General features: G+C 58.7%; 26 protein-coding genes. 8 read left to right on the forward strand and 18 right to left on the reverse strand.

What is annotated here, in order from left to right; genetic code table 11:
• Positions 1-26 precede the first annotated feature (26 nt).
• The 15 genes from H8B14_RS12220 to H8B14_RS12290 form a co-directional block, all read right to left on the reverse strand.
• Positions 27-449: a hypothetical protein gene (locus tag H8B14_RS12220; RefSeq protein ID WP_187315904.1), complete on the reverse strand. Its 423-nt coding sequence runs from the start codon at positions 447-449 to the stop codon at positions 27-29.
• A 36-nt stretch (positions 450-485) separates the two neighbouring features.
• On the reverse strand, positions 486-1,424 hold the full coding sequence (locus H8B14_RS12225) for a S49 family peptidase (RefSeq protein ID WP_187315905.1): 939 nt from the start codon (positions 1,422-1,424) through the stop codon (positions 486-488).
• A 110-nt stretch (positions 1,425-1,534) separates the two neighbouring features.
• On the reverse strand, positions 1,535-2,080 hold the full coding sequence (locus H8B14_RS12230; protein ID WP_187315906.1) for a hypothetical protein: 546 nt from the start codon (positions 2,078-2,080) through the stop codon (positions 1,535-1,537).
• Positions 2,073-4,307: a hypothetical protein gene (locus H8B14_RS12235; protein ID WP_187315907.1), complete on the reverse strand. Its 2,235-nt coding sequence runs from the start codon at positions 4,305-4,307 to the stop codon at positions 2,073-2,075. Before H8B14_RS12235 ends, H8B14_RS12230 begins: the two co-directional genes overlap by 8 nt.
• Entirely contained in the window at positions 4,307-5,005 is a 699-nt protein-coding gene (locus H8B14_RS12240) for a hypothetical protein (protein WP_187315908.1), read from the reverse strand. The genes H8B14_RS12235 and H8B14_RS12240 overlap by 1 nt, the downstream gene beginning before the upstream one ends.
• Positions 5,006-5,008: 3 nt before the next feature.
• Positions 5,009-5,623: a hypothetical protein gene (locus H8B14_RS12245; protein WP_187315909.1), complete on the reverse strand. Its 615-nt coding sequence runs from the start codon at positions 5,621-5,623 to the stop codon at positions 5,009-5,011.
• Between the two features lie 243 nt (positions 5,624-5,866).
• Entirely contained in the window at positions 5,867-6,280 is a 414-nt protein-coding gene (locus H8B14_RS12250; protein WP_187315910.1) for a hypothetical protein, read from the reverse strand.
• A 24-nt stretch (positions 6,281-6,304) separates the two neighbouring features.
• Positions 6,305-6,607: a hypothetical protein gene (locus tag H8B14_RS12255; RefSeq protein ID WP_187315911.1), complete on the reverse strand. Its 303-nt coding sequence runs from the start codon at positions 6,605-6,607 to the stop codon at positions 6,305-6,307.
• Between the two features lie 67 nt (positions 6,608-6,674).
• The gene (locus H8B14_RS12260) at positions 6,675-8,036 is read right to left on the reverse strand and encodes a helix-turn-helix domain-containing protein (protein ID WP_187315912.1); all 1,362 of its coding nucleotides are present in this window, start codon (positions 8,034-8,036) and stop codon (positions 6,675-6,677) included.
• A 235-nt stretch (positions 8,037-8,271) separates the two neighbouring features.
• Positions 8,272-8,532 carry a hypothetical protein gene (locus H8B14_RS12265; RefSeq protein WP_187315913.1) on the reverse strand — a complete coding sequence of 87 codons (261 nt, stop codon included), beginning with the start codon at positions 8,530-8,532 and terminating at the stop codon, positions 8,272-8,274.
• The gene (locus H8B14_RS12270) at positions 8,529-8,885 is read right to left on the reverse strand and encodes a hypothetical protein (protein ID WP_187315914.1); all 357 of its coding nucleotides are present in this window, start codon (positions 8,883-8,885) and stop codon (positions 8,529-8,531) included. Before H8B14_RS12270 ends, H8B14_RS12265 begins: the two co-directional genes overlap by 4 nt.
• 26 nt (positions 8,886-8,911) lie before the next feature.
• Entirely contained in the window at positions 8,912-9,262 is a 351-nt protein-coding gene (locus H8B14_RS12275; protein WP_187315915.1) for a hypothetical protein, read from the reverse strand.
• Between the two features lie 92 nt (positions 9,263-9,354).
• The gene (locus H8B14_RS12280; RefSeq protein WP_187315916.1) at positions 9,355-9,678 is read right to left on the reverse strand and encodes a hypothetical protein; all 324 of its coding nucleotides are present in this window, start codon (positions 9,676-9,678) and stop codon (positions 9,355-9,357) included.
• Positions 9,675-9,983 (reverse strand): hypothetical protein, encoded by a 309-nt coding sequence (locus H8B14_RS12285; protein ID WP_187315917.1) that lies wholly within the window; start codon positions 9,981-9,983, stop codon positions 9,675-9,677. The genes H8B14_RS12280 and H8B14_RS12285 overlap by 4 nt, the downstream gene beginning before the upstream one ends.
• Positions 9,984-10,054: 71 nt before the next feature.
• On the reverse strand, positions 10,055-10,267 hold the full coding sequence (locus H8B14_RS12290; RefSeq protein ID WP_187315918.1) for a hypothetical protein: 213 nt from the start codon (positions 10,265-10,267) through the stop codon (positions 10,055-10,057).
• Between the two features lie 89 nt (positions 10,268-10,356).
• On the opposite strand from H8B14_RS12290, the gene H8B14_RS12295 reads away from it, so the two are divergent.
• The 6 genes from H8B14_RS12295 to H8B14_RS12320 all read left to right on the forward strand — a co-directional run bounded on the left by H8B14_RS12295 (position 10,357) and on the right by H8B14_RS12320 (position 15,345).
• Positions 10,357-10,674, forward strand: a complete 318-nt coding sequence (locus H8B14_RS12295; RefSeq protein ID WP_187315919.1) for a hypothetical protein — start codon at positions 10,357-10,359, stop codon at positions 10,672-10,674.
• Between the two features lie 413 nt (positions 10,675-11,087).
• Complete coding sequence (locus tag H8B14_RS12300; RefSeq protein ID WP_187315920.1) at positions 11,088-11,483, forward strand: hypothetical protein; 396 nt, start codon at positions 11,088-11,090, stop codon at positions 11,481-11,483.
• Positions 11,484-11,518: 35 nt separating this feature from the next.
• Entirely contained in the window at positions 11,519-11,953 is a 435-nt protein-coding gene (locus H8B14_RS12305; RefSeq protein ID WP_187315921.1) for a hypothetical protein, read from the forward strand.
• A 208-nt stretch (positions 11,954-12,161) separates the two neighbouring features.
• Entirely contained in the window at positions 12,162-12,353 is a 192-nt protein-coding gene (locus tag H8B14_RS12310) for a hypothetical protein (RefSeq protein WP_187315922.1), read from the forward strand.
• 47 nt (positions 12,354-12,400) lie between these two features.
• Positions 12,401-13,069, forward strand: a complete 669-nt coding sequence (locus tag H8B14_RS12315; protein WP_187315923.1) for a hypothetical protein — start codon at positions 12,401-12,403, stop codon at positions 13,067-13,069.
• 83 nt (positions 13,070-13,152) lie between these two features.
• Positions 13,153-15,345 carry a KAP family P-loop NTPase fold protein gene (locus H8B14_RS12320; RefSeq protein WP_187315924.1) on the forward strand — a complete coding sequence of 731 codons (2,193 nt, stop codon included), beginning with the start codon at positions 13,153-13,155 and terminating at the stop codon, positions 15,343-15,345.
• A 112-nt stretch (positions 15,346-15,457) separates the two neighbouring features.
• Here the strand turns inward: H8B14_RS12320 and H8B14_RS12325 are convergent, their stop codons facing one another.
• Entirely contained in the window at positions 15,458-16,753 is a 1,296-nt protein-coding gene (locus tag H8B14_RS12325) for a Y-family DNA polymerase (RefSeq protein ID WP_187315925.1), read from the reverse strand.
• 7 nt (positions 16,754-16,760) lie between these two features.
• Positions 16,761-17,204: a LexA family protein gene (locus tag H8B14_RS12330; protein WP_315984824.1), complete on the reverse strand. Its 444-nt coding sequence runs from the start codon at positions 17,202-17,204 to the stop codon at positions 16,761-16,763.
• Between the two features lie 272 nt (positions 17,205-17,476).
• Here H8B14_RS12330 and H8B14_RS12335 point away from each other — a divergent pair, with 272 nt between their 5' ends.
• The gene (locus H8B14_RS12335) at positions 17,477-17,809 is read left to right on the forward strand and encodes a hypothetical protein (RefSeq protein ID WP_187315927.1); all 333 of its coding nucleotides are present in this window, start codon (positions 17,477-17,479) and stop codon (positions 17,807-17,809) included.
• 73 nt (positions 17,810-17,882) lie between these two features.
• On the opposite strand, the gene H8B14_RS12340 is transcribed toward H8B14_RS12335, so the two are convergent.
• Entirely contained in the window at positions 17,883-18,623 is a 741-nt protein-coding gene (locus H8B14_RS12340) for a porin family protein (protein ID WP_187315928.1), read from the reverse strand.
• A 1,254-nt stretch (positions 18,624-19,877) separates the two neighbouring features.
• Here H8B14_RS12340 and H8B14_RS12345 point away from each other — a divergent pair.
• Positions 19,878-20,434 (forward strand): hypothetical protein (locus H8B14_RS12345; protein WP_187315929.1); only part of this gene is annotated, 557 nt, incomplete at its 3' end.

A 20,434-nucleotide genomic window follows, 5' to 3' on the forward strand; every position in this document is an offset into this window, starting at 1 on the left:
TAATCAGGTTTGAGGCCAGGGACGGCTTAGCCGAGCATTTCGGCGTGCAGCTGCTCGACCAGCTTCTGCGCCTCCGACTCCGAGGTAGGATCCAGCAAATCGGCAGCGCCGTCCTTGCGCACGGGCGAGGTAGCGTCGGCGCCGGGCTTCTTGCCCAGCGTGGCCACCTGCTCGCTGAGCTTGGCATTGGCCTCTTGCAGGTCTGATACCTTTTTCTCGGCCTCGGCCTGGGCCTTCTCGGCTGCGTCGACGCGGCCGGCCTTCTGGGTCAGCTCCTCGAGCGTGGCGCCGGGCACGAGCTGGGCGCCCTTGATGCCGGCAGCATCAAGTTCCTGGTTGGCGGCATCGACCTGCTCGGCCGTGGCGGATTCGTTGCCCACCAGCGCCAGCATCGAGGCGCCGAGAACAAGCGTGGTAGCGGCAGATTTGCCGAAAAGTTGGAGTCCCATGGGGCAGTCAAGTGAAGTAAAAAAGTGGTCGTTGATTTAGAGGGAGCGGCTGGCCTGCACCAGCCGCACGCATTCGCCCAGCGCGTCCTGAAAGGAGCCCAGCGCGTCAATCATGCCGATTTCGCCGGCTTCGCTAGCGAATCCTGCCTTGCCGGCCGCGTAGCCGGATTGAACAAAAAGCTTCTCGTTGAGGCGGCCGGCGCGATTGGCGCGCACGGCGCTGAGGAAGCCGCCGGCAATGGCCGTGAGGCCCGCCTGCACGGCTTTGTAGTCGCCCTTCGCGGCCGCGGCGAAGTCGGCATTCTTCTGGCCGCTCTGCGCGGCGTATACCTCGTGGAACTTGACGCCCATCTTCTCCAGCGCCGGCTGCACGTCCATCCAGCTGGCCATCACGCCGATGCTGCCGATGGTGCACGTCTCGTGGGTGGCAATGATGGTGTCGGCCGCCGAGCCAATCCAGTAGGCGGCCGAGCACATCAGGCCGTCCTCGCACAAAGCGACGACGGGTTTGCCGGCCGCCTGGCAGGCCTTGATGCCATCCACGACGCTCTGCGTGCCGAATACCTGCCCGCCGGGCGAGTCCACGCGCAGCAGCACGGAGCTAATCTCGGTGTCCTTGGCCGTGCGCTGCAGGTCGGCCGCCAGCGACATCAGGCCGCGCGGGCCGCACTCCTGGTCGGCCTTCATCAGCGGGCCATTCACCCCCATTACCCGCACCAGAATCCCATCGGCAGTGCCGCCCGTGGCGCTACTACCCGCCTGGGGACGAGCACCGTAGGCAATAACGCCCTTACTGGCCACGCGCACGGCGAAGTCCAGCGGGGCCGCGGCAGCGCGCAGTTCGGCCAAGTCCTGGCCGAACTGCAGCGAGGCGTTGCCCATGAGCAGCGAGGCCAGCACCGGCATGTAGGAATGCAGGTGCTCACGCGAGATGAGCCAGGGGGAAGCAGACAGACGGGAAACTAAGCCAAGCATCGATTCAGGGTTGAAGTGGTGCAAAGCTGCCGGCCGCCGGGCCGGGCAAAAAGGACACAAAAAAGCCCTCGACCTGCTTGGTTGAGGGCTTCTGGCAACTGCCTGTAGAATTAGCGGAGCGCGTAGTTTTCTGCCCCGGCCCGCATGGTCCAGGCGCACTGGGCGTAAAACATATAGCCACCGGCCCACAGCTCCGCATAAGCGGGTGCCTGCTGCAGCGTGAATACCAGCCCCCCATTCACCAGCCACTCCACGCGGTCTGGATGAATATCAATGCGCAGCAGATCCGAGGGGTTCCAGCCGCCGGTCGGGTAGCCACTGCCGCTGCCTTCCACAAACACCTGCCAGGTAGCGGCGGAATCGACGTAAAAGCCGTAGCGGATGTTGGCAAACGCGGCGTAGCTGTCGTTGTACCAGCCGGCAATGCCGTAGTCGAAGATGCTGTTGTGCTGCATTTCCAGGCTGGCCCGGCCCGGTAGCGCTGCTTTTTTCGTGTCGAGGGCGTAGGCATACTGGCCGGTGGCCGTGATGGTGCCGGCTGCCTGCGTGACGGCCGACAGGTCGCGGTAGGTTACAAACTCCAGCAGCGGCCCGCCCCCGGCTGGCGGTGGGTAGAAGGCATTGCGGCTGGCCTGCAGGAACTGAAGCTTAGGCATAAGTCAGAATCACGTTGGAAGCGTTGGCGGCCGTAACCGGATTGGTTTTCACCAGCAGCGCCACGCCAGCAGCGTACTGCGCGTCGCCGGGCGGGGGCAGCGCGGCCTGCGCCTCAGCCAGCGTATTTAGGTCCGCCGTGCCGGTCCAGATGCCGCCGCTGAAGGTGGCCACCTGGTAGGCAACGCTGGCCGCGTTGTCGTCGAGCAGCATAGAGAGCAGCGTAAGGTGGTTGGTGAGGCGGATGCGCCGTACGCGCAGGCCGCTGGTGCTGCCGATGTGCAGCTCAGTCGGCCCGCTGGCACTGCCGGCGTTTTCGTCGATGACGGTCAGCTGGCCGGAAATAGCGCCCGTCACCTGACCACCGTTGCGCAGAATGACCGTACCGGCCGTACCGCCGACGCTTTTGAGGGTGGCATTGTCCAGAATCAGTGTGCCGCCAGTCAGGTAGGCACCCGGTGCCCCGGTGCTGGTGTTGTCATACACGCCATTGGCCAGCGTCACCTCGCCGCCATCCATGTACACCACCTCTGACAAAGCAAATCCCTGGCCGGTGAGCAGGCTGCCGCCCTCAAGGCGAATCTTGGCGGTGCCGGAGCATTCTACCACCCGGTGGTAGCCCTGCTCGATGACCGAATCGGATTTGACAAACGCCCGGGCCGCGCCGGTCAGCACAAAGCCCTTGCTGCCACCGATGCGCACCGGGCCGGCCACGTGGCGGAAGGTAGCCGTGCCACTGAGTTGCGCTACAATGTCGCTCGGTGAGTCCCCGCGCAGCAGGCCGGCATGCGTAAGCCGGCCGGCGGATTGCAGCACGGCCGTTCCGCCGTGGGGGAAAAGTGCTTTCTCGACTACGATATCCGAGCCGGCACCAGTGACGGAAATAGCGCCCCCTCCGTAGCGGCCCTCCTGCGAGTTGCCCACCACTTTGCAGGTAATCACGTTCTGGCCGGCGTCGGTGAGCAGGTTCCAGTTTACCATCAGGCCACCGGTGGCGTAGGTCACGCCGCCTTTGAGCGTCAGCACCGCCTGATACGTGCCCAGCGCCTCCACCGTGTCGCCATAATCCGCCTGCGCGTTGGCCTCGTCGACGCTGGAAAAAAACAACGGCTCTGCCTGCGGCCGCACCAGCCGCGCCTGCGACGTCACGGCAGCAATTGCCTGCTCAATGCTAGCCAGGAAGCCAGCTTCGAGCTTATCCGGCACCACAGCGCCATTACGAATGGTAGGCAGCAGCAGCTCATTCACTACCTGCAGGAAGAATTCGCCGTTGTCGTTGTCGAACACGGCACCGACCGAAGCCGCCGTTACGTCAGCGCCACCCGGGCCGGGACCACCACCGACCGGCTCCCACGCGTTGGCGGGCAGCGCGGGGTTGGCAGCATACTCGGCCTCCGACGTAAACGAGTAGCACACCTCCAGCTTGGCCACCGGCTCGCTGTTCGCATCCTGCCACTGCAGCGCCAGCATGGCCGGCCGGGCAGCCTGCGCCTTACCGAAGCCGAGCATGGTGCGCTGCACGCCCTGCTCCTGGTTCTGGCTGGCCAGCTGAATGATGAAGCGGTCCAGCACGGTACCCGCATCCGTGTTGGCCCGGTGCGTGTCAAGCGTCAGCGGGGCCAGCGGCAGGTAGTTCGGATCGTCCGTGGGATGGCCGGTCGGCACCGGGTTCAGTATGCCGGCACCGGGCCGCGGCAGGGCGCGGCGCACTTCCAGCGGAATGGTCTGGCCGTTGGGGAACGTGTGCTGCACCGCGTCGCCGGCCTCATACGGATAGTCCTCCAGCTGCAGCACCGGCAGGAACTCGGGCCGCTCATTGGGGTCGCCCACCGGCAGCCAGCGCACGCGCACGCGCAGGCTGCTTTTCACGCTCACGTACGCCCACAGCGGGCCGGTGGAATCCTTGCGCAGTACGAACTCGGCCTCGCCGGCCTCAACCCCCGTGGCGGCCGAGCCGGCGTCGGTGGCGTTGGCTACCCGGGCCGACTGCCCCACGACCGTCGTGCGCTGGTCGACCGTGGCCAGCTCATCGAGGTTGGAAAGCAGCAGCGGCTGGCCCAGCTTGCTCCAAAGCAGCAGCAGGCTGGCCACGTCGCGGGCCTGCTCCCGAAAGTCAGCCTCAGCGATGTCGAAGAAGTCGTTGTCGGCGAAGCGCTCCTGGTACTTCTGCTGAAAAATAGTTGGCGTGAGCAGCTGCGGGGGCGGCGGCGGGATAGGGGGAAGAGCCATTAGATAATCTGGTAAGAGAGTTGGAAGCCCGAGCGCAGCACCACGGTGCGGCCGGCCGGCACGGTGGCCAGCAGGCGCCCCTCGGCCGAGCGCAGCTCCACGCTGCCTCCGGCGCCGGGCTGCAGCACCAGGCCGCCGCCTTCCAGGCCCCGACCCGACACGGTCCAGGTGCCGGTGTAAGGCCGGGCGCGGCGCACGGTCTGCCCCAGCAGCTGCCAGTCGTAGTTGTTGCGGGCCGTTTGCGAGCCGGCCGAATACACGTCCTGAAAGGTGAGCGGCTCGGTGGGCGTGCCCACCAGCTGCACCTGCCCGTTCAGGTCGCGGTAGAGCGCCACGAAGCGGCCACCCTCCATCGTTTCCAGGCCCGCGGCCAACGCGGCCGTGTGGCGCGGCAGCACGCCCTTTAGTTTCTGGCCAAACAACTCGCCGTGACGGCCGAGCGGCTTGCGGGGCTGCTCGTAGCTGACGGTGCCTCGGGTGCTCACCAGCTGGTACCAGACGGCGCCCGGCACCAGGTCGAGCTGCGCCAGGGGGAGCTCGCCGGCCAGGGGCCAGGAGCGGAAGCTACTGGCTGGTGTGTACCAGCAGGCCTCTACCCCGCCCAGGTTGTCGAGGCCCTGCTCCTTTTCCAGGTTGCGCAGGCCAAACGGGTCGTAGCCGGCAGCCAGGTCTGCGGCAGATGCTTGCTCGACTGCCATGCGCTACACAGAAGAGCCGCCCGACTCACGCATAAGTTGCTGACGCAGAGAGCGTACCTCAGCGTAGCGGGACAAACCGACCGAATCGTGGGACAATTCAGCTGTTTTACGAGACAAATCAGCCGTTTTCTGGGACAGATTTACTACCGATTTTCCGCGTTTCTTTTTCAGCGCCGGCAGGTTCACGTTGCGCTGCACGGCCTTGCGCAGCGTCTCGTACTGGATGTCTTCCTCGCGCAGGTCGTAGCCGGCCATGAAGTCGGTGATGACGGCCTTGAAGGTGGTGTGGCGGTTGACGCACTTGCGCACCCAGGTGTAGAGTTCTTCCTTGAGCAACTCGTCGACGTGGTCGTTGAACTGGAAGATGGTGTAGTCCGTGAGCTCGGTCAGCCCGTACTGGTGCACGGGGAAGTTGCGCAGGTCCAGCCGTAGCACGCTGGTGCAATCCTCGCGCGTGCCGGCGTGGTGCAGCTTGCCCTTGATCTGGCGCCGCATCAAGTGAAACAGCATGCGGCCGTACTGGCCCGTGTTGCTGAGCACGTAGGGGCCGACGCCCAAATGCACGTCCAGGTACTTGCGCACGTGCGGTTTGACGGGAAAATCGAGGGTTTTCAGCATGTATAAAACGGATATAGTGCAAACCTATTGGCTGGCAGGGCGTGGCTAAAGGACTGCAGCCCCCGCGCTAGGGTCGGCCCGCAGCAGCAGGAAAGAATAGCCATCAGCAAGGAAGTTAAGCAGTGTTCGCAGGCAAACAAGATAGCCAAAATCCAACGCTACACCAAAGTTTCAATTCCATATAAACTCCTGATTTTTTGACCACTAACCGCACTATTATCAACTAACGATTCACTATTTCACTCAGAGCCGAAAGTGCGCCGTCAGGTTCAGCGCCTTCTGGTTGAGCTTGCCGTAGAGGCAGTTGAAGGCGGACTCGTAGCTGCTCTCAGCCGCGAACAGGGTGCCTTCTACCAGAAGGGCGTTGAGCTGCAGCAGCTCGTCGAACTCCACGCGCCACTGGCGGGGCTTGAGGTGCCGCTCGCGGGTGCGGGGCCACTCCCCTGCCAGCAGCTTTGCCAGGCGCTCATGCACGCGCAGCGTGACCCGGATGCTCATCGTTTCGGCCAGGTACAATGGCCGGTGGCCACTGAGCCAGGTCAGGTGCCGGTGGTAGAGGCCCAGCGCATCGTGCAGGGCCCGGGCCTCGTCGCGGTGCAGCGGCAGCTTCTGGTCGAGCGCGCGCAGGTTCATACCGGAATAGGTCGCAGAGTTCATCGCAGGTGCATTCTACCAGGCTCCTTACACCAGGCGCACACCCTTCGACACCCACACTTCCAGCCGGGCGCCGGTCTGGTTGTCGTAAACAATCATTTCCTTGATGGGCGACGGCCACACTTTTTCGAGCACCCGGCTGCGAAAGCCCCGGATGCCGTAGCGGCGCGCATCGTCGACCTGGTAGCGGCCGCTGGTGTCGTAGGAATGAAACGTTTTCTTGTACCCGTTCTCCCACACCACCCAGGCGCGGGTCAGGGCCGTGGCCGGCCAGCTGGTGGCGGCCACGGGCGTTGAGGAACTGGCAGTGTTAGCGGAGTTGGCAAGCATGGGCTGAACGTGAAACGTGAGAGAAAATGGGGAAGTAAGCGCGAATCAAAAGCGGCCAAGCAGCGGGTCAGGCGCGCACCAGGCCCAGCTGCTCGAGGCGGGCAGCGAGGCGAAACAAACCTTCCTCGCCGGCCAGGCGCCGCAGCAGCGTGCGGTGAGTCCAGTGCAGGGTTTCCAGCGAGAGGCGCTTGGCCCGGTCCGAGGCCTGCACCTTCAGGCCCTGGTCCAGGGCGCGGCGCTGCTGAATTTCGCGCTCGGCCGCATGTAGCGCCTTGTCCAGAGCCGTGAGGCCGCCCTGCTTGCGGTTGATTTTCCTGGCCAGCCAGAGGCGGGTACGGTCAAAGCCGTTCATGTTGCCGGCGTCGAAGTAGCCGCGGCCCTGGTGGATTTCCGCCCAGGGCAAGGCCGGGTAGTGCTCGGGGTGGCGCTGGAAGTACTCGCGGGCCAGGTCCACGCGCTGCAGCAGCAGCTCGTGGATCCGGTCCCAGTGCTGCTCGGGGGCCTGCTCCAGCGCCGGCCGGTACTGCCCTTCCCAGATGGCGAGCTTGGCCCACTGCTGCTCGAGCTCGGAAAACGGCGGCAGCTGGTCGAAAAGCAGGGTGCGCGCATACTGGAAAAACCGCGCGACGTAGGCCCCGGCCCGGGCCTTGCGGGCCGTCAGGGCGGCATCCGGCGCCAGCGGGGCCTGACGGGCCACGCGGGCCGCCGCGCGCCCCCCGTGCCGCCCTTTCGCCGCCTGGCCGGCGGCGCCAGCCCCCTCGGCGCGACCCCCCGGTTCCAGTAAGGGGGTTCCAGTTTTTTGGCCGGGTAGCGACTTATCCACTTGCCCTACTTTCTCTTGCTGAGATTCTAGTGGTTCAAGAACCTCAGTAAGCGAAAGATTCTTATGGTTGGGGCCGAAAAAAAGGCCGGCCGGCGGGGCAGTCGAATCAGCCTCCTCGGCCGCAGCAGGGCTTTCCACCGGCACTTCCCACACAAAAGCGGGGTCTATCCACACGTGAAAGTTGGCGCGCGTGCCGCGAAACTTGCGGGCCACGATCAGCCCGGCCTGCTGCAGCTGGCGCAGGTGGGCGCGCATGGTGACTTCCGACAGGCCGCGGCGCTCCATGAGCTGGCGCGCGTTGACGGCCAGCGGCGGCAGCCGGAAGCGGCCGTCGGGGCCCACGAGCGCCTCGCCGAGCACTGCCTGGCTGAGCAGCCGCGTGACCATGCGGCGCACCATGTGAATGAGCAGCAGTCCGGTTTCCTTGCCCCCGTCGCACACGGCCTTGGGGCGGGTGAGGATTGTGGCCGCGGGCCGCGCCACGCCGAGCACCTGGTGGGCGCGGCGCTGGTGCAGCTTCGGGGCCTGCTGCTGGCGCAGATTTTCGACAAGGCGATGCCAGGACAGGCGAATGCTGTCGAGCGGTAAGAGCGTCGGGCGCGTCATGAAGCGGTGATTGGAACGGTGGGGAAAGAGCGGCGAGTGAGGTCGTAGGTAAGCGGTGTTGGGTACAAGGTGGCGTCGGTGGTCCTGACAGGCGGGTGTTCCTGGCCAGGGCCGGCAGCCGGGCAGCAGCAAAAGGCGCTGACCCCCGCTCCCCGGCCGGCTGCGACGCCGGACCCGTGTGGGCCGCCCCCAGGGGGCGACGAGGAGTATCTGATGTGGTAATGGCCGCAGCGGCCTAGCCAGCCAGCGCGAAGGGCGGCCGGTGGGCCGCGCGCGTGAGCTGGTGCAGGCTCCGGCACACGTTGCGCAGCTGCTCGCTGAGTTGCTGCTCGCGCAGCAGCAGGCGCTGGCGCTCGGCGCGGGGCGTGCTGGGCGGCAGCGCCTGCTGCGCGAGCACTAGCTCGTCCAGCTCCCGGGTCACCGAGCGCTGGTCGCGGCGCAGCTGACGCAGGCGGGCGGCATCGGGGGCCGGTGGCAGGTTCAGGGCCAGGATCATGCGACCAGCCCTCCTTCCTGCCGCCGGGCCGGGGCGGCCAGTTGCTGCTCGAGGCCCGCGACCAGGCCTTCGATGCGGGTGCGGTCAGCCTGGAGCAGCTCGATTTCCTGCGCGTAGCGGCGCGGCTGGCTCTCACCCACGCCCAGCAGGTAGACCACCGTGTCGAGCTGCTCGCGCAGCACGCCCAGCTCGGCGCGCAGCTGCTGGCGCGTGGGGCGCTGGGTATCGGGGGCCGGCAGCGCGGCAATGTCCTGCAGCACGACGGGCCGGGCCAGGTTGTCGGCCAGTTGCTCGGCCACATCACGCAGGGGGGAGCTGAGCGCGGCGTAGAGGTGATGAATGGGCGTAGGCATAGAAAAAGAAGACTTAAAAAGTAGGCTTAGCGTTTGAGCTTCATGCTGGCAGAAATGGGCCGCTCGCGCTGGGGCGCGTATTTGCGCGGGCTTTGCGAGCGGCTGGCGCGGGCCGGCGCGGGGGTAAGCGCCGGCTCGGCGCGGGTGAAGCGCCATTTGAGCAGGTACTTGCCCCGACCGGGCTTGGGCGTGGCGTAGGGGGCCGCGCGCAGCTCAGCCAGTAGCTCAGCCTCGGCCACACTGTAGCCCAGCAGCTTGCCCAGCACCTTGCCCACGTGCTCAGTGGTGTACTCCGTGCCGAAGGGCGGCGTGCCGAACACGACGGCCAGGGCCTGGCTGAGCGTGTAGGGGGCGGCAATAGACTCGTTAGAACTCATGGCGACGCAGGAAAATCAAGTCGACGGAAAGAGCAGTGGAGGCCCCAGAGCGGGCGGGGGCAGCACGCATGATCGGGGCGCGTTGGCGAGTGCTAGGCCGCAAGGGGCAGCAGCAGCTGAAACTCGCGGCGGCAGTCGGTGAGGTCGATTTCGCGGATGCCGGCCGGCAGCGCGGGCACCAGCAGCGTTTCCTCCGCGAGGCTTCCCTCCTGCTGGGCCGTGCGCATGGCCGGGGGCATCGTGCCGCTGACGTACACCGTCAGGTGGCCGCGCTGGTAGGTGTAGCCCAGGATGGGCTCGGGCGTGGGCACCAGGGCGCAACCGGCGGGCAGCGCCTGCACGCGCACGCGCTTGCCGGTGCGGGCGTCGGTGAGCGATACGGGGGTGTCGAAAACCTTTTCCATGCCCTTTTTCATGCGCGGGAGGCGGGTTGGCTGTCTTCTACAAGCGGGGTGCCGCCGGACTGACCGGCCAGGCGCAGCGCGCCGCTGAGCTGGTCGCGGCGGCGGTACTCGTAGGAGAGCACCAGGGGCGTTTCCTCGCGGTAGCGCGGGTTGGTGACGTTGATTTCGTGGCAGCGGCGCTCCAGCTCGGCGAGCGGCACCAGCATCACCACGGCCGGGGGCAAGAGCGTCGTGGTGAGCGTGGCCAAATCGCGCAGGCACGGGCGGCGAGCGGGCTGCGGCGGGTCGGTGTTCAGGTGCATAGCAGTCGAGTGCATAGCAAAAGGCGAAATAGGAAGTGAGAGAAACAGGACTGGCAGATGCAGCCCGGGAGAAATCAGGACTGGAATCAGGGCTGGAGCTGCGGCGTCTCGCTCGGGCGCAGGTGCGCCGGAATGGCGTACTCGGGCATGGCGGCCTCCACGAGCGCCACCAGGTCGGGCAGGTGGGCCACCTTGCCCTGCTTGACGTGGCCCAGGCGCGTGGCGGCCGAGGCGTACTGCTGCCCGTAGCCGGCGCGAATGGCCCGGTCCACGGCGTAGTGCGGCAGGATCTCGCACACCAAAGAGAGCAGGGCGTAGTATTTCTGCTTTTCCGTCATGAGAATGGGGAAAAAGAGTAGATTTGAAACTCGTATGTATGTGTTTGCCGATGACTGCTGACGCCCTTGCTTCCCACCTCAGTATCCTTGGCCAGGCGTTGGCCGAGGCCACCGACGTGGGCGATGCGGGCAGCGACAGTGTGCTGGAGCAGGCGCGCGTGTTTCTGTTTACCTACCTGCCGCAGGAGCCGCACGTGCCGTACCGGGCCGATGAGCTGCTCGAGCTGCTGGCTCCCTCGCCCCACGCGCACCGCAGTTGGGAAGAGGAGCGCCTGCTGCTGCTGGAGGGGTTGACGCTGCTGCACCAGCTCTGGCAGCCGGCAAGGCCACCAGCGCCCGCACCTGCTCCCACGCGGCGAGTACGCTAGCGCATTGGTCGGGCGCCTGAATAAGAAAGCAGGCCTCGGCGGTGGGCAAGGCGCCCAGCACGCGGGTGCGCAGCCGCAGCACATGCTCGCCGGTGGCGGGGTCCAGCTGGTAATGCGCCTCGCAGAGTTGCCCCTCGGGGCCGACGCGGGTGCCGAGCACCGACACGGCCCCGGTGGGGTCAAATACCTGGGTGCAGGCATAGCCTCGCTCCCGCAGCAGCGCAGCAATCGGCTCGCTCAGGTGCAACAGGTTCTCCGGCAGGCAGTACGGGGCGGTGTCTTCCATCGTGTTTGGCAGGTTTCAGCCGAGGCAGCCGTACTTGGCAGCGGCGGTGAACCCGTACAAACATACGTTCAAATGAATCAAAAAGTAAAACACTTGAACAAAGGATTTTACAACAATTGAATTAAAAATGACTGAAACATCTATCAATCAGCGTCTTAAAATTTTGATTGATGCATTGGGGGTCAATACCCGACGTTTCAGTATGATGGTGGGAGTTAATGACGCCACTACCAGGACTTACTTGGACAGAGGCTCAAAGCCGAGTGCAGAGTATGTTGCCTCCATCATTAGTGCAGTTGAACGAATTAATCCGGCCTGGCTCCTACTCGGCAAGGGCGAAATGTTCCTTACCGGGGCCGGTGAGGTACAGGTAGTGGATGCCAAGCGTCCGGATGACGCTACTGACTACGAGAAGGAAGCCCTACGCCGGGAGGTTGAGCAGCTCAGGCAGCTTCTCGAAGCTAAGGATGAGTTGTTGGCGGCTAAGGAAGAGGTGCTAGCGTTGCTTCGTAAGGGGGCGTAGCTGGCTATAATTGAGAGTGATTATTAACCTTAGGTATGAATATCAGCACCCGTAAAAACAATATTCTAGCGGCTAATTTCTACTTCCTCTGGTTGCTTATAGCCATTTTCGTGCATCTCAGCCACCAAATTCTGGAGGAAAATTTCACATTCTCCAGAGACGATTTTGGCCCTACAATCGCATACTTCATTTCCCTTGGGCTGACGTTGGCGCTCATGGCTGGTTTCGGTTATTTCATCCGGGCAGGCAAACTATGGGCTAAGGTTATTTTCATCCTATACACTCTGTATCTGGTTTATGAAATAGTACCAGCAGTATATGGAATGATGGGGGACACACTCTGGATGCTCAGAAGCGTACCCCAACTTGTCGCTGCTTTAGCTGTCACTATCGTCATGCTAAAAGGACTTTTTACACGCCATGATCCAGCCTTAGGCGGTGCGCAGGGCGGGCATAACCGGGTGAACTGACATGGCAGTTACTATCCCTCGGAATGATCATCGCGCTGTATGGTATATTCTTATCAGCTTTGGCATTGCCCTGCTGGCGAAAGCACTTTACCCGACACCACATAGCAGCTTCCGGTTTTCTATAGGCACCTTGATTGGCGTGCTCATCATGGCTGTACCAATTGGCCTAGTCTTGTGGGCAGTTTGGCGCGGGTACTATTGGGCCAAGGTGCTGGTCATCCTGGTAACGCTCTATGGGTTTATCAAGCCCCTCATCCACTTCTCTGAGTTGCGGCTACCGAACTACACACCCCAGTTCGCGCTGTTCATGATTTCGCTTATCCCCCGTATCGCCTCTGTTGCCATCATCATCCGCGACCTACTGCGCCGGCCAGTGACTGGGGAGGCTACGGGCCAGTAGGCACCAAATTAATTAACCCTCTCTAAACGCATCATATAAAAACCCCAATGAACAGCACCGAATTAAATGCCCGACTTAACTTCGCTATTGACAAAGGGAATATAGCTATACGCAATAAGCAGTATTCCGAATACAATGGATCGCACTACGTTAGCCAAGCTGATTTAGCTGCTTTCAATGCTGTCAGCCGAGCTCTTATAGCTCAGCTTTATGGCGAAAACCACGCATACTATCTTGGTTTTGTTAATGCTGTTGACCGTGACAATGTAAGGGATGTTGAAGCAGGTCTTAGCATACTTGACGTAATTAAGCATGAGGTTGCTAACGGATGGCTAGTTACATTTAGAACTCTCGTAAGTGCTGAAATCTTTACTGACTTCCTAGATATGGCACAACACCTGTTGGAAGAGAAATATAAAGATCCAGCAGCCGTGATGACTGGCTCTGTTTTAGAAGAACATCTACGCCAATTATGCCAAAAAAACAAAATTAATACGACTGTATTAAAAGGTACTGATAACGTACCTAAGAAGGCAGATCAACTAAATGTAGATTTAGTTAAAGCTGGAATTTATACATTATTAGACCAAAAAAGTATAACTGCATGGCTTGACCTTCGCAACAAAGCTGCACATGGAAAATATGGCGACTATACGATCGAGCAAGTACAACTTATGTATCAGGGAGTGCTCAATTTTATTAGCCGTACTCAATAACAATTTATTGAACTAATCCTTCTTCGGAAGAAAAATCATAAGAGTATATTTTACACAAGTCATACTGAAATAAAGACAATGATATGAAAAATAACAACAATAATAACAATCCTTACTTAACGGACAAACCAGTTGAGAAAATAGAGCAAGACAGGTTTGAACGCTCTGATTTTGCACATAGAATTGCAGAAACGATTCAATTAAGGAAAAATCCAGAAAGTTTAGTCATAGGTCTGTATGGGCCTTGGGGTGAAGGCAAATCTTCTGTACTGAACTTTATTAAAACCCAACTAACATCCAAAAATATCATAACTGTATCTTATAATCCTTGGAGGCTAGACGGAGAAGATTTATTGCTCAAGGGTTTTTTTACGGAATTAGCATACACTCTAAATAAATCTTTAAAGACAAAAGGTGAACGAGCAGGGGAAATAATTGCTCAATACGCAGAAGCTGTTATACCAAAACTCGAATTCTTTGATGGAGCAGTTGCTACGGAGCCAGGGGCACACCTTAAGAAAATAGGAGAATTACTTGCAGAAACAACTCTAAATGAATTAAAAAGTAGAATTGAAACATTTCTTCGCACAGAAAAAAAAAGCATAGTAGTTATAATTGATGATATTGACAGGTTAAATAAATATGAAATACAAACCATTTTTAGACTAGTTAAATTAACTGCTAATTTTGATTACGTTACATACATACTCTCATTCGATGAATCTGTCGTATCTAGATCTATCGGAGAAATGTATGGTGGTGACGATATTGAAAAATCTGGTAGAAATTTTTTAGAGAAAATAATTCAAGTTCCTCTTTATCTTCCCAAGATTCAAGAGGATACGATGTACTCTTTTTTCTATGATAAAATATCAGAAGTGATTTCATCAACAAATGCACAGATAACAAACACGGATATGAATCGTTTTGAAACAGCGATTCGAGACAGTATTTTACCTCGCATCACCACTCCGCGCCACGTGATTAGATATTATAATATCCTATCCGTTATTTTACCAATATTATCCGGCGAAGCTAATGCAGTGGATTTAATGCTTATTGAAGCTCTACATGTATTTTACCCAGAGTCATATAAGCTCATATCTGACAATCATAACAATATCACTGGCACATTAAAAGGTGCTAGCATAAACGATTTAAAGAAAAACTATGAGAGTAAGTTTGGTAAGAATGGCGCTGATTTTGGCGAATCATTAACCCTTGTATGCCTGCTATTCCCTAAACTAAAAAGTGCTTTTGCGGATTTTATAAGGTCAATTCATTTAGAAAGTTTGCCATCTAGTGATGATGAGCTTTACGAAAAACAGTCGATAGCTTCTCATTACTACTTCAAAAGATACTTTTCGTATGCAGTACAGAAAGGAGAAGTACCAGATAACTTACTTAACCAATTATATAAAAGCATTAATGAAAATAATTTAACAGCAGCTAATACCATTGCAATAAAAATAATCGAGCAGTCCAACGACGAAGAGTTTCTGCGAAGATTGCGCGCAAAACAAAGCGTAGATTTGGTTAATATCACTAATGCTAATAATTATTTTTATCTAATCACAGGCCTTGAAACATCTTTCAAAAACAGAACCTTCACCAGAAGGGCAATGAGAATAGTAAGCCCAGCAAACGACCTGCTATTATTATATTTGGAATTAATTCCTGACGAATTAAAAATCAATAATATACTACATCTTATAGAATCGAGCAAATCTTTTGAAATGCCATTTTCCTTTGTTAAGGATCTAGAAAGAGTTTTAATTCATGTTAGTTTAGATGGATTTACAAAAATAAGGGGTATTATAACTGATGACAATTTTGTCATATTAACCAATGTTTTAATAAGCAAAATGCTTAATATCAATACCAAGACACCATGGTATACGCTATATAATACAGATATTTATTATTTCCTTGAGTTATGGCATAGGAGTTCCATACAGGATAGGGCCGACGAAAATATCAAAAGAAGAATATCTAAAGACCCTAATGAATTGCTTTCACTTTTTCGCAATCTAGCAATTCAAGGCACAATTGGCAATAAGCCGTTTCATGGAAACATAACAAAAGACGAGTACAAAAACATCAAAAAATATTTTGACGTTGATTACTTATATAAGAAATCAATAGATTTAATTGCAAATGACGAACTCCTTCCTTACCAAGAAGATGTTTTCTATATCCCTGAATCGAATTTAGAGCGACTTCATCAATTTGTCCATCTTTATAATCATGATGAAATAACAAAAAATCAATTTTAAAACAATTGTATCTAAACTTTTTACACTTTGCGCATCATATATTCCGAGCATTAACTAATAATTTGATTTAGAGAATAAACACCTATTATTGAGCAATCTTAAATTTTGATAATCACCGAATACACAGCAAATCCTCCCACACGGTCGTATAGGCCGGGCTCTGGAACTGGTGCTGCCCCACCCAAGGCATGACCATCTCCCCTTTTGCCGGCATGGCGGCGGCAAAGCGCACCTTGCCCGCTCCGAACCGCGCGTTGACCTTGTCCAGCTCGGCCATGAGCGTGGCTCGGCGCTCGGCCTGCTCGTTGGGCTCAAACAGTAGTAGCTGCTGCTGGCCGGCCGTCTCCAGCCCGTCGAGCACCACGCCGGCCTTGCGGTACACGCCGCCCGGCTCCCAGAGCCGCTTCAGGGCCGCTTTGGCGTGGCGCAGCAGCTCGCTCGTGTCGCTGGTGGCCGTGGGCAGCGTGAGCACCGCCGAACGCGTGTGCGGGGGCGGCTCGGTGCCGTAGCGGCTTTTGCTGATAAACACCGTGAGCACACTCGCCGCCGAGCCCTGCCGGCGCAGCTTCACAGCCGCCTTGCTGGCAAAGTAGGCCACGGCCGCCGCCACGGTGGCAAAGTCACTGAGCGGCTCGGCAAACGTGCGCGTGCAGGCCAGGCTCTGCCGGCGCCGGCTGCCGTCCTCGCTCAGGGCCAGCTGCTGGCAGGGCGTGCCCTGCAGCTCGCGCACCAGCCGCGCGCCCACCACCCCGCCCAGGTTTCGGCGCGCCCAGGCTTCGCTCTGGCCGGCCAGCTGCGCGGCCGTGCAAATGCCCTGGGCGTAGAGCTTCTGCGCGTACTGGCCCCCGATGCCCCACACGTCCTCCACCCCTACCTGCTCCAGCGCCCACTGCCGGCGCTCGTCGGAGTCCAGGTGCAGCACGCCGCTGAGCGCCGGCAGCTTTTTGGCCAGGCGGTTGGCGAGCTTCGCGAGCGTCTTGGTGGGCCCGATGCCGATGCAGACGGGAATGTGCGTGCGCCGGCGCACCTGCTCGCGCCAGCCGGCCGCCAGCGTGGCCAGCGGGCCGTGGTAGCGCTCCAGGCCGTGCAGGTCCAGGAAGCACTCGTCGATGGAGTACACCTCCACTTCCGGGGCCACCGAGGCCAGGTAGTGCATCACCCGCCCGCTCATATCGCCGTAGAGGGCGTAGTTGCTCGAGAGCACCTGCACCTGGTGGCGGCGCACCACGTCCCGGAGCTTGAAGTAGGGCTCGCCCATGCCAATGCCCAGGTCCTTGGCTTCCTGCGAGCGGGAAATCACGCAGCCGTCGTTGTTGGAGAGTACCACCACGGGCTGGCCCAGCAGCTGGGGCTGAAAGGCCCGCTCGCAACTCACGTAGAAGTTGTTGCAATCAACCAAGGCAAACATGCGCCGCTCAGTTGACGCGCAAATGGCTGCTCAGCCGCCCGCGCCGGGTTTCGGTCACCACGTGCGTCACCACGCCCCACACGTCGAAGATATCGGGCGCGTTGATGGCAATTTCCGGGTACGACGGGTTGTCGGGCACCAGAAACCAGGCGTCGTTGCGCCGCTTCACCAGGCGCTTGACCGTAAACTCCCCCGCGACGGCGGCAATCACCACGTCGTTGGTTTGCGGCTCGAGCAGACAGTCCACGGCCAGCAGCGCCCCGTCCCGAATGCCCGACTCGCCGCCGGTCATCGAGTCGCCCATCACCCGCACCAGGTACGAGGCGTCGGGATGCGGCAGCAGCAGCCGGTTCAGATCCAGCTTCAGGTTCTGGTGGTCCTCGGCCGGCGAGGGAAAGCCCGCCGGCACCCGAATATCATAAAAACGAAACCACGCGGGCTTGCGCAACACGGGAATTACAACTACCTGACACATCGCAAAAAAGAGAATGGTTTGCGCAAGTATACGCCCGACTAAAATTATTAGCTATATTTTTACTAAAATTATTAGTTACTTCGCCGTTGGCGACTCGCTTTTAGCCGGAGTTTGGCCATGGCTGTTTGAGTAGCTGCCGGTTTCTTTTTCTACTCTTGCCGGGCTTGCAACCTCGTATTCCCGCATTCTGGAGCAGTATTTGCGCGCCGACGCATCGTTCACCTTATCCACTACTCCCATCTTCCTCTATGCGTCGTCCTCTCCTCTCCCTGCTGCTGCTGACTACTTCGCTCTCCGCTGCCCTGGCCCAGACACCGAGCGAGGTACTGGCCGCCTCTGCTGCCCCTTTCCACTACGGCGTCGCCTACATCAATCTTTCCGGAACGCTCAGCAACTGCAAGCTCATCCTCATCGATGGCGTGACGCCCAACCCCAAGCTCAAAAACTACGAAGAGGACGGCCGCGACAAGATCTTTGTCGATCAGGCCGCCGTGCTCAACTTCCTGGCCGCCCAGGGCTGGGAAATCATGCCCGCCGGGGGCGAGCCCCACCGCTACCTGCTCAAGCGCCCGCGCCGGTAATCGGCGCCCGGCTGCCCAACAAAAAGGCTTGCCAGATGTTCTGGCAAGCCTTTTTGTATACTCACTACCCAGCTTAGCCGAGGAAATAAGCCAGCGAGAAGTGCAGGCCGCGGTTGTAGGATTTCCCTTCCGGCATCGGCTGCTGCCCGTCCGGGTAATCCAGGATCATGTTGCGCAGCCCCAGCCCGTAGCCCAGCTGCGCCTGCAGCCCGTTTAGCTTGTAGCCTACCCCGAAGTTGAGGCCCGCATCCAGCGCCTGCAGGTATTCCACGTGGCTGACCTTTCCGCGCTTGTTGGTAAAGCTGACGCTTTGGGACAAGGTACCGGAGGAGGTAGTGCGCTGCGCGCCAGCCTGAGTGGTGAAGTCCATATCCGAGTTCGTCCGGCCGTTTAGCCCCAGGGCCACATACGGGCCGGCAAACACCTGAAACCCGCCCTGCGCGCCCTTCGTGCTATAGACCAGGTTCACGGGCAGCTCCAGATAATGCAGGCGGGTCGTGTTGCGGAATTCGAACGCGCGGGTGGTATCGCCGGCATAGGTAAGCGAGCCTGTGGCCGTACTCTTGCCCCCGCGCTGGGTAAATAGCAGTGAGGGCTGCACGGCCAGCTTGCCAAACTGCGCGTTCAGGCTCAGGCCCGCCTGCAGGCCCGTGCGCAGGCGGGTTTCCGGCTCCCGGTAATCACCGAAGTCATAGTGGATAGTGGTAGCGTTCAGGCCCACCCGCGGGCCAAAGGTGAGCTGCGCCTGCGCACCGGTGGCGCCGCCCAGCAGCAGGGCGCTTCCGAGCAGCCCGCGGCAAAGAAAAGTATGCATGGATAGAATAGGTAAAAGATGAGTGACACAGATAGCCCCGCCAGCCGCAGCCAGCCGGCGAGGGCGAGGCCTCTTTAACTGGCTGTATCTGCCTTTTATTGTATAGTGCTTTCCCTTTCCAGCCGCCCCACGGCCGCGCAGAGCCTTTCGCACGATGAGCTAGGCTGGGCGCTGGAACTGGTGCTGCCAGTGGCCGCAGAAACGTGTTTGCGTAAATTGCCCGATCAGGTGGTAGTATTGCCCCTGACAGCCCGCCAAACAGGCTGTGATAACGTCACAGTTTTATCACAAACGTGCTCAAAACCTGCATCGCCGCCGCTTCAAAACCTGCCTCTACAGCGTGCAAATGGGCTTTGGCAAGAGTAGCAACCAATTCAACTCTCGTCCCCGCTACACAAAAAAGGCCCCTTCCTGACACAGGAAGGGGCCTTTTTTCTATCCCACCTGTTCCCTAACAGGGTTCATGTTGCTACCATCTTCTCTCCTAAGAGTAGCGTTGACTATATATTGCCAAAAGCAACTACAGCTAGCACTTATGAATTGATCATGGCACAAAGTCTCCCAATTCGATACTAGAAGTCCCGCAGCTGACTGGTTTAAGAAGCTGGAACGAACGTATGGGCATTATCCAAAAGCGTGAGGGGGAAAGCCATACTCTTTCTGCCTTCCCAATTAATGCATATTCAGCCATCAGCAACAGCCGCTCCCCTATTCGTGTGCCGCAAATGGACCGCCAAGTAGATCAGTGAGGCGGCGAAAAGGTGTTCAAGATCGAAGGTCTGCTCGACGGGAGCCAAGCGCTTCTGTCATTGGATGCACCAGATACTATCATCAGCACTTGGCTGATCCTGGAATAGCGAATTGGCTCTGCTTAGCTGCCCTATATGTGTATGTCCTTCGGCAATCAACTGGCGCACATGCCAGACCACAGGGCTTTCAAGTTTAAAAAGGAAGAAGGCACATAATGGATAGTTGTAACGTGGCATTCCAACCAACCGACACTCCGTTTGAAAGTGGCCGCACGACTATACTTCTATTTATTTTATAAACTCTCCATAAAATCACAGCAAATTTTTACCGCTTCCGTATCAGGGGTCCAAAGTTCTGATGCCTGTCTCAAAATGATACCGGTACACAATTTTGTTCACGCCTTTTTCCCGTTATACCGTCTTGTTTATGAAAACCACCCAACTTATTAAGCGGCTGGCCTGCACAGTTTCCTTTGCTCAAATAGGATTCGCTAGTGCATTGGTTGTGCCAATAGTAACCCCCACCGCTGCCATTGCCCAAACCCAGGCTGGCGCTGCGGCTGGCATTACCAATCGGCTGGAGCAGGTGGTAGGCGGCCTCAACAACGGGCAGCGCGATGCTGTGCGCCAGTACGCCGAGACGCTCGTGCGGGACCGGGACCAGTACAAGGACGCAGCGGTGGCCCAGTTTGAAAACAACCTCAAGCCCGCCCTTTCGCCTGCCCAGTTCGAACAGTACCTGGCCAACCGGGAGTTTGTGATGACCGGCAAAGGAAATCGTCCTCGCCCACAAGCCGCAACTGGCCCGCGTACGCAGGCTGAGTCTGCCAGTGCCATTGTAACCCGACTGGAGCAGCTGGTAGGCGGCCTCAACAACGGGCAGCGCGATGCTGTGCGCCAGTACGCCGAGACGCTCGTGCGGGACCGGGACCAGTACAAGGACGCAGCGGTGGCCCAGTTTGAAAACAACCTCAAGCCCGCCCTTTCGCCTGCCCAGTTCGAACAGTACCTGGCCAACCGGGAGTTTGTGATGACCGGCAAAGGAAATCGTCCTCGCCCACA

The organism is Hymenobacter puniceus (assembly GCF_014333525.1).
GTDB lineage: Bacteria > Bacteroidota > Bacteroidia > Cytophagales > Hymenobacteraceae > Hymenobacter.